The organism is Sulfurovum sp., from assembly GCA_020525365.1.
Classification (GTDB): Bacteria; Campylobacterota; Campylobacteria; order Campylobacterales; family Sulfurovaceae; genus Sulfurovum.
On record JAIZOF010000001.1, the window covers coordinates 979,428 to 994,523 of the forward strand.

The following is a 15,096-nucleotide window of genomic DNA, read 5'->3' on the forward strand; positions in this document are numbered from 1 at the left end:
TTGAGTAGTGAAGGATTGTAATGTTTAAAAAAGTTTTAGTTGGCTTAAGTATGTGTAGTGTGGTTTTGTTGGCTAATATTTCATTGGAGCATAAGGTTGGGCAGATGCTGATGGTAGGGTTTCATGGAATAAGCGCAAAGCCAGAGTCACAGATTTGTAAAGATATTAAGAAATATGATCTTGGAGCAGTTATCTTATTTGACTTTAATCCAGTGGATAAAACAAAGCCCAAAAATATTGCCAATAAAGCACAAATGACACGTTTAACAAAAGAGCTACAAGCGTGTAGCCCAAAACACAATTTGCTCATTGCTGTTGATCAGGAGGGTGGGCGGGTACAGCGTCTTAAAAGTCAGTATGGTTTTTATGGAAAATTTCCAAAAGCAGCCAATGTGGTAAAGTTTGGTATGCCAAAGATGAGGCAGACCTATGAGAAGATGGCAAGAGAGCTTAAAAGTGTAGGCATTAACTATAATCTCGCACCAGTGGTTGATTTAGATATCAACCAGAAAAATCATGTCATTCATGGACTAGGACGCTCTTTTGGTAAAGATCCTCAAATGGTAACAAAATATGCTTCTCTCTTCATGGATGCAATGCATCACTATGGAGTCCTAACCTCGCTTAAGCACTTTCCAGGACATGGTTCGTCAGTGGGTGATACACACAAAGGATTTGTTGATGTAACAAACCTTTGGAGATCGATAGAGCTAGAACCCTATAGATTGCTTAGTCATCAAGCCGATACTGTCATGGTGGCACATGTATTTAATAAGAAACTTGATATAAAATATCCCGCAACACTCTCTCGTAAAACCGTAGAAGGATTATTACGAAAAAAGCTTGATTTTAATGGTGTGGTTATTACCGATGATCTTCAAATGGGCGCTATTAGTAAAACGTACGGACTTAAAACAACTTTACAGCTTGCCATTAATGCAGGAGATGATATGTTACTTTTCGGTAACCAGATTGACCCTAAAAAAGTAGTATCGATCCAAAGGCTTGTCAAATTAGTCATACAACTTGTCAAAGAGGGAAAGGTAAGTAAAAAACGTATTAATCAGTCATATAGACGCATACGGATACTAAAAAAGAGGATACGGTAGCCCGCCATTACTATAAAGATATAATGCATAACTTTTATTTATAGTAACTATTTTAGCAAAATTACTCTATAATGCATTATCTGACTCATTATTTTGTCAATATACTCAAGGAAACACTATGATACATCAAAATCTTGAAATAAAATTTTCACGCTATGGTCGATGGATTACTTCTATTCCAATTAAAATAGTTTTATTTTCTATTGCAATACTGATACCCTTTATTGTGCATGTACCAAAAATAAAAATAGATACCTCTACTGAAGGATTTATGCATCCAAATGATCCTGTATTGCAAACCTATAACCATTTTCGTGAACAATTTGGGCGCGAAGAGCGTGTTATTGTTGCAATTAAGAGCGACAAGATATTTACACTCCCATTTTTACAGACACTGCGTCAATTACATCAAGCACTTGCAAGTAGTGTGCCTCACATAGATGATATAACATCGCTTTATAATGTACGCAATACACTTGGAGAAGAAGACAAACTCTATACTGATGATTTGCTTGAACCTTTTCCAAAAACACAAGCAGATGTAGAGCGTATTAAGCATCGTGCAATGAAATCACATTTTTACAAAGATCTTTTTGTTTCAAGCAATGGAAATATGACAGCCATTATTTTGGAGAGTGATGCCTATTCTCAAGCAGGTACTTCTTCTGAAAGTATTGATGATGATATTGGTGGTTTCGATGAAGCAACACAAGAATCAGATGTTCGATCAGATGATGAATCAGGAAGTGATTCGCAAGGTAGACATTTTTTGACTGATCAAGAAAATAGTGAATTTGTTCAGGCAATTCATTCAATTGTCAGACAATATCGTGATAAAGGATTAGATATCTATGTTGCGGGAAGTGCATCAGTAGTTGATGCACTTAAAGTGCAGATGCGAAATGATATGCAAAAGTTTACACGCACAACTTTTTTGATTATTGTCATATTTTTTCTTGTAATGTTTCGACGTATTAGTGCAACAATCTATCCAGTGATTGTAGTAATTTTGGCATTACTGACAACGGTAGGTGCGATGGCTTGGACAGGTGTGGCATTTAAGCTTCCTACTCAAATTGTACCTTCATTATTGCTCGCAGTAAGTGTGGGGGCAACAGTACATGTGCTTTCAATCTTTTTTGATAAATTTAATGAAAAAGGAGATAAAGCCGAAGCAATAGAATATACACTCGGACACTCTGGGTTAGCAATAGCTATGACATCGATCACAACTGCAATTGGTGTAGGGTCATTTGCAGGTAGTGAAGTGGCACCAATTTCAGACTTAGGTATTTTTGCTGCATTTGGGGTGCTGGTATCACTCTTTTTAACACTTACGCTCTTGCCCGCACTTTTAATGATTACACGCTTAAAGCCACGCAAGAAAAGTGAACCAGGTAGGCTAGATCGTATCATGGAAAAGTTGGCAATACTGCCTATATACTACTATAAGCAAATTTTGATTGTAGGGGGTATATTAGTGATGCTTTCATTGGCAATGGCAACTAAAATTGAACCTTCACACAATCCACTTTTTTGGTTTCAGCCTGATAATATCAATCGTGTTTCAACTCTTGCGATTGATCGTGAAATGAATGGATCGCTTACTATTGAAGCAGTGGTCGATACGGGCAAAGAAAATGGCTGGAATGATCCTGTGCGTCTGAAAAAACTTGATACATTGGCTAAAGAGTTTGAACACTATCGTGACCCCTATACACATATTGGTAAGGTTGTTTCACTTCATACAATTGTTAAAGAGACCAACAAAGCTTTGCATGCTAACGATGAACACTTTTATACAATCCCAAATAGTGTTAACTTGGTGGCCCAAGAGTTACTCCTGTTTGAAAATAGTGGTAGTGATGATTTGGAAGATGTGGTCGATTCGCAATTTTCTAAAGTACGTATCACGGTTAAGATTCCATGGACCGATTCAGTTAAAGCTGTTGGTGTGCGTAACTACCTTCAAAGACGCTTACAGGAAACTTTTCCAAATGATAAGGTAGAAGTAACAGGAATGGTTTCATTGCTAATTAACACTTTTTCTCAAGCAGTACATTCAGCAATACAAAGTTATTTTATTGCTTTTACACTTATCTCATTGATGATGATATTGATACTTGGCTCAGTACGTTTGGGGCTCTTTAGTATGATTCCTAACCTTGTCCCAATTATTTTGGGACTTTTTATTATGGTTCTTAAGCCCATATCACTAGATATGTTTACGCTCTTAATAGGTTCTATTGCTATTGGTTTGGCAGTGGATGATACAATTCACTTTATGCATAATTTCAAACGCTACTATCGTCAAACTGGCGATAGTGCTGAGGCAATACGTCTTACTTTCTTTACAACAGGTAAAGCACTGGTGATTACTTCTATGGTACTCTCATTGGGGTTTTTCTCTTTCATGATGGGAACAATGATTTCGGTACAAAACTTTGGTTTACTTACCGGAAGTGTTATTATTTTTGCATTACTTTCAGATCTACTGATTGCTCCTGCAATGATGATTGTAATAGCTAAAAGAGGGTGGGTAAAATAGAAATAAATGTGATTAGAGTGAAAAAAATATTTTAAAATATGAAAAAAATGGTAATCTCATAGTAGTTTACTATAATAAAGGAGCATAAATGAAACAACCAATGTGGATAAAGGTAGCGATAGTAGGAATACTGTTTTCCTGTACATACATACATGCAGATGATGCTAGGGCACGTATGATTATGAAAAAAGTTGATGCGCGTGATGATGGTCAAACAATTCAAGAGGATATGCAAATGATTCTCATCGATAAAAGTAGTAAAAAGCGTATACGTTATCTTAAATCGTATAGCAAAGATTTTGGTAAAGATGAATATCGCATTCTCTTTTTCAAATCTCCTGCTGATGTTAAAAATACTGGTTTTTTAACTTATGATTACGATGATTCGAGTAAAGATGATGACCAGTGGCTCTATTTGCCTGCACTTAAAAAAGTTAAACGTATTCCCACTGCAGATAAAAGTGGTAGTTTTATGGGATCAGACTTTAGCTATTTTGACATGACTGACCGTGACCTGGAAGATTATGATTTTAAATTGCTCAAAGAGACCAAAGTGCGCGGAAAACCTGCTTGGGTGATTGAGGCATTGCCACGTAATCAAAGAGTGGTTAAAGAATCAGGTTATATGAAAACAATTGGTATTGTACGCAAGGACAATTATGTTGTTGTTCGTAGTATCAGTTTCCTAAAAAATGGTAAAAAGAAATATATGGATATTGCCAAGCTTCACAAACAAAATGGTGTGTGGGTATCTGACGAGATGACAATGATTACCAAAAAAGGAAAACGAATACTTCATAAAACAATATTGAAGTTTAAAAATATTAAAGTGAATAAGCCTTTGCCTGACTCAATCTTTACGACTCGAAGATTAGAAAAAGGTATCTAAAAAAGGAATAATGAATTGAAGCAGATAGCATGGATATATAGATTAAAAGTATCGATATTATTTGCAATATTATTTTGTATCATACCGCTTATTGCAGGTGGTGATATTGTGAAGGTAAAACTTAAAGAGATAGGAGTTCAGCCACAAGCTATCAATAATGAGACACAAGAAGCTTTAGGTGGTTTTGAAGAAGAAGATACTGCTGACAGTGATATAGGTGGTTTTGAAGAGAATACAGGTGATATGGGTACTAATACGGATGAAAAAGACCCAAGTGATTATGGATTGAGTGGAGAGATTAAACAACAAGTTGCATATCTTACTTCAAGTAAAAATTCTAATCGTAAAGACTTTTCATCATTACGAAAAACCTTTTTTTTGGACTACGAGTATAAATTTTCTAATGATTTGAAGCTAAAAATAAATGAGCGATATTTTTATGATTGGGTGTATGATATTTCACATATTTATTTTACTCCAGAAGAAAAATATTTTTTATATTCAGAAGCAGAGTTGTTTGATGCCTATTTGGAGGGAAGTGTCAGTAATAGCCTAGATTTCAAAATTGGTCGTCAGGTGGTGGTATGGGGGCGCAGTGATACGATTCGTATTACCGATGTGTTAAATCCCATCGACAATCGTCAGCCTGGTATGGTTGATATTAAAGATTTGCGATTACCTACAGTAATGGTGAAGTTGGACTACTATGTTGGCAATTGGCGAATTACACCAATTGTACTTTTAGAACAACGCTTCACCAAAGACCCTCCCTATGGTTCAACTTTTTATCCAGCAAATTTCCCTTTTCCCAATGCCAAAGAGTACAATAAGCCTACTTATGCACTAAGTGTTGGCAGGGAATTTCATGGATGGGATATGAATTTGTATGCCACACATATCTATAATGATACCAAGTTCATTCAAGACCCATTTAGCCAGGATGCTGTAGTGATACATGACAAAATAAATATGTTTGGTGCAGCATTTAATATCTTAAAAGGCTCATGGCTCATAAAGAGTGAAATTGCCTATTTTGATGCGTTACGCTATATGATGGCACCAGATACAAACCTTAATCGACTAGATACACTTATAGGCATAGAATATAACGGAATTGCCAATACAATGATTAGTTTTGATGCGTCACTTCGTCACTTTATGCGATATGATATGCGTTTAGAACGTCAATATATTATTGCAGAAAATAAACGTATCGACCTTATTCCTACTTATCAAAACACCTATCAGTATGCCTTTCGTATGAATTCTGATTTTATCAATGATACATTGCATGCCAATTATTTGATCACACTTTTTGGTAAAAAAGGAAATGAGGGTGGTTTTCAGCGCTTGTGGGCTACTTATGATATTGATGACCATTTTAAAATAGATGTAGGTGTTTTAGATTTTATTGGTGGAGATATACTTTTTGATCACTTTAAGCAAGAGCGTATTGTATTTGGTAATATAATTTACAATTTTAATATTTAGTTTGACAAGTAGCGTTCCAAGATAATCTTGGCAGCAATGGAGTCTATTTTGCCATCTTTTTTATGTCGAAACTGTCCAGCAGTTAGTTCTTGTGCTTCAAAACTACTGCCTTGTTCATCAATATAAACAATAGGAATATTGAGTTTTAGTAGCGAGACAAAGTGTTTGATGCGTCGTTCCATCTCCTCTTCGCTTGCTCCACCCTTTGGTAGACCCACAATGAGTTTCTCTGTCTCCCACTCCTTGAGAAAGCTATTGATGTCTCGTGCTGCTTGATTACGGTTTTTTCGCAACACAGCATTTTGCGGTAGAACAACCTTTCCATCAAGACAGATAGCTACTCCAATACGCTTAAGTCCTACATCTAGGCTAGCAAGTTTCATGTATTACTCTCTTATATATAATTTTCATAGAAAATACTATTGATGACATAGGGTGAATTTCTATGGTAAATAAATATATTCTCCTATTTATGTATTTGTATATTTATTGTTTTTGGAGGACTTAGTTTTACCATCTTATTTTGAATTGTATGCCTTCAATAATAGCATTTCTAATGATTGCACCTTTCGAAACAATCCTCATCTGCCTAGGTATTTGTCTAGTTTAATTTATTTTTCCTTTAATATGTCATATACATTTATCTGGTGCGATATATGTGACCAATCTACCATCCTTGGCACCGACCAAAATTTTTATGCTTGAACTAGTTCATTCAAATTATTTACGTGCTGTATTTGCTGAAATATCATAGTCTACTAATATCTCATTAGCGGTAAATGTCTTCTGGGCTTTTAATAGCTTTTTTAATAATATCTTTTTGTGAAATTTAGTTTTCCTGCCAAAATGAATCTTTTAACATAAATGTCAATTCTTCAAATTCTTGAATTTTTTTTTTCTCTGAAAAATACGTAAATCATCTATTATCTTAAAATAATCTCAACTTGATAATAAATAAGAATAATTTAAAGTCATTATCGTCATATTCTGTATATAAGTAAGACTTTGCTATATTTTGCAGTGCATCTTTGTAATTTACTAATAGAAATATAATTTCAAAATAAATCAAGACACTTTTCAAGCACATGAAAACCAATAAAAACAATGCTCTTGCTGTTCTTTACATTCCCATCAAAATGGGTGTATACTAATCATAAAATGTAATATAATTGCTTTAATGATAGGATTTATAAAGTTAGTTTCTGTATGGTTTTCGATAACAAATTACATAACTCTTTCTAGTCTATCTAATACCTCTTCATATTTGGGTGGTTGATAGATATTGTTTACCATCAATGTCCACAATACAAATATTTCATTATCTGTTCTGGTTTGCCCACCAATATCCCATTTTTCACTTAACCCTTGTGTTGCTATTTCCTTGAAACCTTAAAATTATATCAACAGTTAATCGTTCACGTTTAAGTTTTTTACCTCTTTCATCAGAAAATAATTATTAACTATGTGCGTTCATCAGGACTTTTTAGGTTCCTCTTTTTGACACAATCATATCTTTTGCAATTCTTCTTGTTGTCGAAGCCCTTCAAGTTAGAACTGTGTAAGCTTCTTCAATAACAAGGGATGAAAAGATAGAGGTATTCCCAAAGTGAATTTGTGGGCATAAGACCATCTTTTGAAAATTCAGATATTTTAGATAGAGACTAGCCTGTAATGAATCATGTACTGAGTACATAAAAACTTGTTTTGATTAGCCTGTAAAGAAACAAGTATTTTTTTTTCCTGAAACCCTATGTAGTTTAATAGAGATACCAAACAGTTAATGGATCATCCTTATTTAGCTTTGCATGATATTTTTACTTTATCCCAATAAACATATTTACCTTTATTGTCTACTTCTTTTGTATTTATGATAATAACTTGCATATCCATCTTAAAGATATCAACAAGCCCAGCTTAAATTCAAACGGTACTTTTCAATAATATTTTTTTGCCATACTTCTTTTTTTAAACTCAGATTTTAAATTTGAGGTTATTATATCTTTTTTTTTCTCATTTATGTCCAGCACACTGTACTTGTAATTACCTAGCATTTGAGTTAGAGAGCTAAAACCTGGCTTATTTCCCTCAGTTCATCGCTCCCTGCATTGGGAATGCATATTATAAATTGATTGGGTATATAACATTGATTACATCATTCACCTTGAGTATGAATTCCCACCGAGGATGGATGGGAATTATAGCACATTAAACACCTTTTTAGTATTTATTTTTTTAACCATTTTAGTTGTTTTTAGTTTTTCTTCACATATAAACCTGCACCCAAAAATAGTAACATATATATCCATTCAATACATCATCAATAGTTATTTTACTATCACTGTGACTGCTTCATTTCTAACCATTTATCTAGCTTCACATGTTTTCCGTATTTTTCATATTTATCAGAGTAAGTCTATCCTATTTGATGTAAAGTTATTTTTTTGTCTTTTTGTCTTTTTATTAATATTAAGAGCGTTTTACTTACAATGAGTGGTAATAATGACTCTAAAAGCTACACAGATATAATTTGCAGCTGATGGAGGATTTGAAAAAAAACAAAGAAAAGATGCTAATATTTCTTCTACTTCCTTTGGTACACCTTTGGGTATATTAAAATATTTATTGCGGGATAAAAAAACAATGGATTATAATATGTTTGATATAAATCTTCAAGCATTTCCTTCTGAATCGTTTACGATCGTGAAGTTCCATGGTAATTTCTTGAACAAATAACTTTTCTTTACATTCTTCATTTACTACCAGGCAGAGTGTTGTGCTAGACAAAGTTGAATTCCATTTGCCAAATGAATCAGATGCATTGAGCCAGCCACAACATTCAATGGTCACTCACCATCTACTTCTTTTATTACTTTCTCTTCCTTGAGTACCGTATACAGCATTACATCTAGGACAACGCCAATTATTGTTCATTTGATTTTTTATCAAAGGCTTGCAGCTGTATAAAGAATTTCTATCAATCCCTTGTCCCCTCATCTCACCTCAGTAAGCGCAAGCTAGCACAACTTCTCGGCCACCAGCTTGGGCCAGCATCCTCACCCATAGATGACATAATCCGTCTTTTTAGACACCGACCTCACCTTTGTCCAGCCTGCAGCCTCGCCGGCTTACGGACATCATTGCCGTAAGCACTACCGTTTACCTTTAAATGGATTACTGGCTTCTGCTTTCTCTGCTACTGTAGGTTCGATAACATCGAACAGATTTATTTCAGAAGTCATGATTCACGTACGCTCCGGCAAAGGAGTTTGCCAAATGCTCTTCGCCTATACCATCTATGAAGCTGCTACCTGCTCTAAGTAGCATCGACAATACCTGGGCCAAACTCCCAATGCCAGTGACTTTCCGCCTTGCCTCTCCTATGTGTGTTTCTTGCCCATAGCGAGGCGGAGTCTATGCAAAGGGACACCCTTGGTAGCATGTATGGCATCTAGGAGGTTTGCAGATACGCTTCTGCTTGAAGCCCTCCATGCCTTCTAGATCATTATGTTAGATGATAGAGTCCTAGATATCTTGCATTTACCCTCAATTGCAATTATCTCTACTATCTTTTGATCCCTGGCCGATATATTCATACAACTTTTTTAACAAAGTGTATGATGGAGTTCTACTCTATCAGGACAGTCTAGGTTTGACATGATGAGCGTACCCTCATCTAGTACTTCAGAACCACAGGGTAGGTTCTTTTTGGGACGACTGATGGGTTTTGAACCATCACGCCTATCAGTCAACTACCTTGGTAATTTTAGGTATTACACATCCACCCAGGCGGCGTATAAGCATAATACTATCACCACCATTAACTCTTTACGTTCTATCTCATCGAAGTTATGTAGTGTAGCACGAGAGATAATGGCACCATCTAGGTTGATAGGTTCTATTTCTGCTACAGGCGTGAGCACTCCTGTACGTCCTACTTGTACGGTGATGGCATTAACTTTGGTGACTTTCTCTACAGCAGGAAACTTATAGGCACACATCCATTTTGGTACTTTGACGGTATAGCCTAACTCCTCTTGCAAGCTTACATCATCTACTTTGATAACCAGTCCATCCATCATTACAGGTATCTCATCTCTTCTAGATAAAATAAAGTGGTAAAACTCCTCTATCTCGTCGATACTGTTACACGCTTTAGAGTATGGGGGTCTCAAAAAGCCTTGATTGTATACAAAATCCATTTTTTCAGAGAGCTTGATATAAGAGAGATTATTTTCTCCTAGCCCCCAAGGGTAAAACACTAGTCTTCGCTTTGCTGTAACAGATGAGTCTAGTTGACGCAAACTGCCTGCTGCAGCATTTCGAGGATTGGCAAACAGAGACTCTCCTTTATTTGCACGCTCCTTGTTGATCTTTTCAAAATCATCTTTTCGTATGACCACTTCACCCCGTATCTCTATAAGGTCCTTATGGTCAATTAGAAGTGGTACAGAACGGATGGTGCGAACATTATCTGTTACCTCTTCACCTATCATACCATCCCCACGTGTAATAGCTTTTACCAGCTTTCCATCTTCGTAGAGTAGGTTCATGCTTGCTCCATCAAATTTGGGTTCACAAAAGAAGTTACACTTACCTATATTCTTCTCTACTCTTGCTATCCATTCTGTAACTTCATCCTTGGTAAAAACATCCTCCATGCTCCACATACGCTTAATATGTTTTGATTTACTAAACTCCTCACGTACTACACCACCAACACGCTGAGTTGGAGAATCAGGTCGCATATGTTCTGGGTGTGACTGTTCATAATTTTTTACCTCATGATAAAGCCTATCATACTCTTCATCTGTAGCTATAGGATTGTCTTCTACATAGTATGCATGTGCCCACTTTTTGAGTATATCTACGTTTTTATTATATTGTTTTTGCATCATTAACTCTTTTTTATCTATCTAAGTTATGTCATATTATTAGGTAAATGCTTTTTGTACCATTAGGGCTTGCATATGTTCTTTGATATCATGGCAACGGACGATATTTGCCCCATTTTCTACCGCTTTAAGATGAATAGCAAGGGTACCTGGAAGTCGATCTATGGTTGGTGTGGGAATAATCTTGTCTATCATTGATTTTCGACTAGCACCAATAAGTACTTCGCAACCAAATGAAGTAAAATGACGCATATTATTAATAAGCACAAGGTTGTGTTCAAGGGTTTTGCCAAAACCAATACCTACATCAAGCATTATTTGCTCTCTTTTTAGCCCTAACGCTTCACACTTGGCAATGCGTTCTTGGAAAAAATTACTCACCTCTGCAGTGACATCTTCGTAGTGTGGGTTTTGCTGCATTGTTTGTGGGGTACCTTGCATATGCATGATACAAAGTTTTGTATTGTATTGTACTGCCAATGCGATTACTGCATCATTATTTGCTCCTGTAATATCATTGATTACACTAAATCCATGCTCTAACGCATAACCAATAATGGATGGACTGTAGCTATCTATGGAGAAAATTGCCTTTTCATAAAGTTTTTGTGAAGCGATAGCATCACAGATGGGCTTTATGCGTGCTAGTTCAATTGCTTCATTCACTGTCTCAGCCCCTGGTCGTGAAGAGACAGCACCAATATCAATAATGTCCGCTCCCTCTTCAATCATCTGTTCAATACGTAAAATTGCACTAGACTCTTGAAAACGGCTTCCTGCATAAAAACTATCCTCATTAGCATTAATAACACCCATAATCTGTAATGGATAATATTTTGTGGACAAAAAATATTTTAACTCCTCTGCGAGCTTTTTGAGTCCAAATGGCTGTGCCATCTCCTTACTGGAGAGTATCTCCATATGTTTTCTTGTGCCAATAAGAATACAGTCATAATGCTCCTTCTTGCAAGTAATCACTCCTCCTGGAACCGCAAGTTCTGCTCCAATACTAAGGGCATCCTGCTTGAGAATATTTGCAGCAGGTGTACGGAGGTTTTTGATATAAAAGGTCATCAATTCCATCTTTTTTGCCATAATGGCAATACCACCACTTTCAACACCAAGTTGTTTTAATGCCAGTTTTTTATCAGAAATATTTTCCAATTTATAAATCTGCATGGTTAGCCACCTACTCTTTTTTGGATGAATACATTTTCCCATCCCTTAAAATATACAGTCTGTATTTTATATGCCTTTTCAAATACTATTGCAAAATTATAGTATAGCAAATAATTAGCGTTTTTTCTTCGCCAATAATTTCAATAGTAGTGTGGTAAGTACAAATTGTGGTGGAGAGCCAACGTCAAGTGCAATAAAAGTATTTTTGAAGAGATCAAGTACTTTTTCATCAAGATTAAATTTATTGGAGTGTATCGCCTCCTTACTGATGCATTCTACAATATGTTTCATGCGCTTGGTATCGGTACGCTTGTTCTCTTGTATGAAAGCATAAACACTCGAGAGTGTCAATTGTGATACATCTAATCCTAAACGCTCTTTTTCTCTCTTTTCAGAGAGAACTTTAATAGGCAAACGTGAGCGAATGGTTGGAAGAATAGTTGCCTTGCTAGAAGCAATAAGGATAAACTCTTTTTTGGGTGGGGGCTCTTCGAGAATCTTGAGAAGTTTATTTTGAACGATAGAAGAAAAACTCTTGGCAGCAAGAATGATTACAGTGGTCTCCTCACTTGCCATATAGGCTTTTTCAATGGCAAGTTTTGCATCTTCTATCTTGAAAGTGTCATCTTTGGGGTCAAGTTTAATAATTTCAACAAACCTTTCGTTTACTCTGAGTAAGTGTAATCTCTCTATAGTGCTTTGGATATTACTGCTAATGAGAACTTGGCTATTGAGTGTCATGGTCAGGACTAAAAGTCAAGCTCCCCAAAGAGTGCTTGAGAAAGGGTTAGGTCAAAGAGTTTGTAGAGTTGTAATAGTTTGATATCGAGCATCTCATCACTGCTTCGTAAGCTAAAACTGTTTTCTACCTCTTCATCCATAATCCAAAGAAAACTATTATCGCAACGGTAGGCAAGTTTTGTAAAAGGATGGTCTCCTTTGCCAATATACCAAATCAAATATCCATTAGGAAAGGAGAGTTCAAGCATATCTTCAAAAATCTCCATATCCTGCGTGGAAGAGAAGGAATCAATAGATGGAAATATTTCTGCTATAGGAAAAACCGGTAACAAGGGACGGCTTTTTTGTGGGTTATTGATATTGTCTAGAATATACTTTTCAAACCATTGTCGTGATGTATCTGTTAGTAGTAAAATGGTTTTACCTTCAAGTATTTGATTAATGGTATTTTTGACAAACGGTGTCCACTCGTATCGACACTCTTCCATCCATGAGAAGCAGTCTTCTTCGCGAATTGCTTCAAGTGTCCATTTCAACAGCTTCTGCATCAAAAATCTACTTATCTAATCTGTAGGCTTCATGAAGAATGCGGATAGCAAGTTCTCCATATTTCTCATCAATAACCATAGAGACCTTAATCTCTGAGGTTGATATCATCTGAATATTAATATTGTTGGTTGCTAACGCACTAAATGCAGCTGCGGCAACACCAGAGTGAGATTTCATTCCTACGCCAACTACAGAGACTTTACAAATATGTTCGTCATAGTCTACACCTTCGATATCATGATTAAATGATGCGACCACACATTTAGCATTTTCAAGCTCACTTTGCGGTATAGTAAAACCAAGATTAGTCTTACCGTCAGTCCCAACATTTTGAATAATCATATCGACATTAATATTCTCTTCAGCCAGCTTGGTAAAGATTTCTGCAGCAATACCAGGTCTATCAGAAACACCTCTTAGCGTTACTCTTGCTTGGTTTTTGTCTAGAACCACACCACTTACTAGTACCTCTTCCATATTCTCCGTCTCCTCTGTGATTAGTGTGCCTTCGTTATTACTGAAACTACTTTTAGCATAGAGCTTTACCTTGAGTTTTTTTGCCAACTCGACTGAACGGTTTTGAAGAACCTTTGCACCAAGCGATGCCAACTCAAGCATCTCATCGTAACTAATGACATCAAGTTTTTTTGCATTAGGTTCAATGCGTGGGTCGGTGGTGTAAATGCCATCCACATCTGAGTAGATCTCACACTGGTCTGCATTGAGTGCACCAGCAAGTGCCACGGCAGAGAGGTCAGAACCACCACGTCCAAGTGTTGTGACTGAACCATCTTTATTGATCCCCTGAAAGCCAGCAACAATAATAATCTTCCCTTTTTGAAGAGCATTTTGTATTGCAATGGGCTTGATCTCCTTAATGCGTGCATAGGTATGCAAATTATCTGTAACAATTCCTGCTTGACGCCCTGTCATGGCAACTGCATCGTACCCTTTGGCCTGAAGCGCAATAGAGAGTAGTGCTGCAGTAACACGTTCACCCGAGCTTAGAAGCATATCCATCTCTTTTTTTGCTGGACTCTTTGTAAAATGTTCTGCATAACCAATTAATTTATTGGTCTCTCCGCTCATTGCTGAAACAACAATAACAAGATCTTGACCGTCGTCTCTGGCTTTAGTAACACGGTTTACAACATTCTCAATACGATCAAGACTGCCAACACTTGTTCCACCATATTTTTGTACTACTAGCATTTATGTATCAACCCCTCTTGTATAAAATAGTTGATAACTTTTTGATAGGCTTTACGTTTGAAGTGAACGACTCTCTTGAATAGTTCGCTATATGTGACAAACTCATACTCTTTGAACTCCGGCACCTCAAATGCTTCCAAATTAATTTTAGTGTTCTCTTTGAGGCGAACCAAAAAATATTTTTGTGTCTGTCCGTCATAAGCATAACATTTTCCCCTTGCCACTTTAGGAAAATTATAAGTGATCCACGAAGGGAATTCTCCCAGTATCTCAATATCATTACAGCCAATCTCCTCAAGAAGCTCCCTTTTTAGAGCCTCCTTTGGTGTTTCTCCTTCGTCAATACCCCCTTGTGGAAACTGCCAAGCATCTTTGATATCGTTTCTATGGGCAATGAAAAACTCACATTTATTTGGATATTTTGGGGAGAGTATGATTGCTGAAACATTCCGGCGATAACGCTTCTTTGTCTGTATCATTTGTACT

General features: G+C 36.3%; 12 protein-coding genes. 4 read left to right on the plus strand and 8 right to left on the minus strand.

The annotated features are described in order from the left end of the window. Positions 1-20: 20 nt before the first annotated feature. The 4 genes from LGB01_04970 to LGB01_04985 all read left to right on the plus strand — a co-directional run bounded on the left by LGB01_04970 (position 21) and on the right by LGB01_04985 (position 6,037). Positions 21-1,109, plus strand: coding sequence for a glycosyl hydrolase (locus LGB01_04970; protein MCB4753552.1), 1,089 nt, complete (start codon positions 21-23; stop codon positions 1,107-1,109). A gap of 118 nt (positions 1,110-1,227) precedes the next feature. After that, a complete protein-coding gene (locus LGB01_04975; protein ID MCB4753553.1) occupies positions 1,228-3,657 on the plus strand; it encodes an MMPL family transporter in 2,430 nt (809 codons plus the stop codon). Positions 3,658-3,745: 88 nt separating this feature from the next. Beyond that, positions 3,746-4,546 carry an outer membrane lipoprotein-sorting protein gene (locus LGB01_04980; GenBank protein MCB4753554.1) on the plus strand — a complete coding sequence of 267 codons (801 nt, stop codon included), beginning with the start codon at positions 3,746-3,748 and terminating at the stop codon, positions 4,544-4,546. A 15-nt stretch (positions 4,547-4,561) separates the two neighbouring features. After that, positions 4,562-6,037 (plus strand): DUF1302 domain-containing protein, encoded by a 1,476-nt coding sequence (locus LGB01_04985; GenBank protein ID MCB4753555.1) that lies wholly within the window; start codon positions 4,562-4,564, stop codon positions 6,035-6,037. On the opposite strand, the gene ruvX is transcribed toward LGB01_04985, so the two are convergent. From ruvX to LGB01_05025, 8 genes are all read right to left on the minus strand, one after another. Continuing rightward, entirely contained in the window at positions 6,034-6,420 is a 387-nt protein-coding gene (ruvX, locus tag LGB01_04990) for a Holliday junction resolvase RuvX (protein ID MCB4753556.1), read from the minus strand. The two genes, LGB01_04985 and ruvX, sit on opposite strands and share 4 nt — an antisense overlap. Positions 6,421-9,639: 3,219 nt before the next feature. Further along, positions 9,640-9,786, minus strand: coding sequence for a hypothetical protein (locus LGB01_04995; protein ID MCB4753557.1), 147 nt, complete (start codon positions 9,784-9,786; stop codon positions 9,640-9,642). A gap of 21 nt (positions 9,787-9,807) precedes the next feature. After that, positions 9,808-10,932, minus strand: a complete 1,125-nt coding sequence (gene ligA, locus LGB01_05000) for an NAD-dependent DNA ligase LigA (protein ID MCB4753558.1) — start codon at positions 10,930-10,932, stop codon at positions 9,808-9,810. 36 nt (positions 10,933-10,968) lie between these two features. Then, positions 10,969-12,108: a dihydropteroate synthase gene (folP, locus tag LGB01_05005; protein ID MCB4753559.1), complete on the minus strand. Its 1,140-nt coding sequence runs from the start codon at positions 12,106-12,108 to the stop codon at positions 10,969-10,971. 114 nt (positions 12,109-12,222) lie between these two features. Then, the gene (locus LGB01_05010) at positions 12,223-12,849 is read right to left on the minus strand and encodes a DNA polymerase III subunit delta' (protein MCB4753560.1); all 627 of its coding nucleotides are present in this window, start codon (positions 12,847-12,849) and stop codon (positions 12,223-12,225) included. 8 nt (positions 12,850-12,857) lie between these two features. Then, positions 12,858-13,397: a HobA family DNA replication regulator gene (locus tag LGB01_05015; protein ID MCB4753561.1), complete on the minus strand. Its 540-nt coding sequence runs from the start codon at positions 13,395-13,397 to the stop codon at positions 12,858-12,860. A 7-nt stretch (positions 13,398-13,404) separates the two neighbouring features. After that, complete coding sequence (locus LGB01_05020) at positions 13,405-14,610, minus strand: aspartate kinase (protein ID MCB4753562.1); 1,206 nt, start codon at positions 14,608-14,610, stop codon at positions 13,405-13,407. After that, a complete protein-coding gene (locus LGB01_05025) occupies positions 14,604-15,089 on the minus strand; it encodes an RNA pyrophosphohydrolase (GenBank protein MCB4753563.1) in 486 nt (161 codons plus the stop codon). Before LGB01_05025 ends, LGB01_05020 begins: the two co-directional genes overlap by 7 nt. Positions 15,090-15,096: the final 7 nt, after the last annotated feature.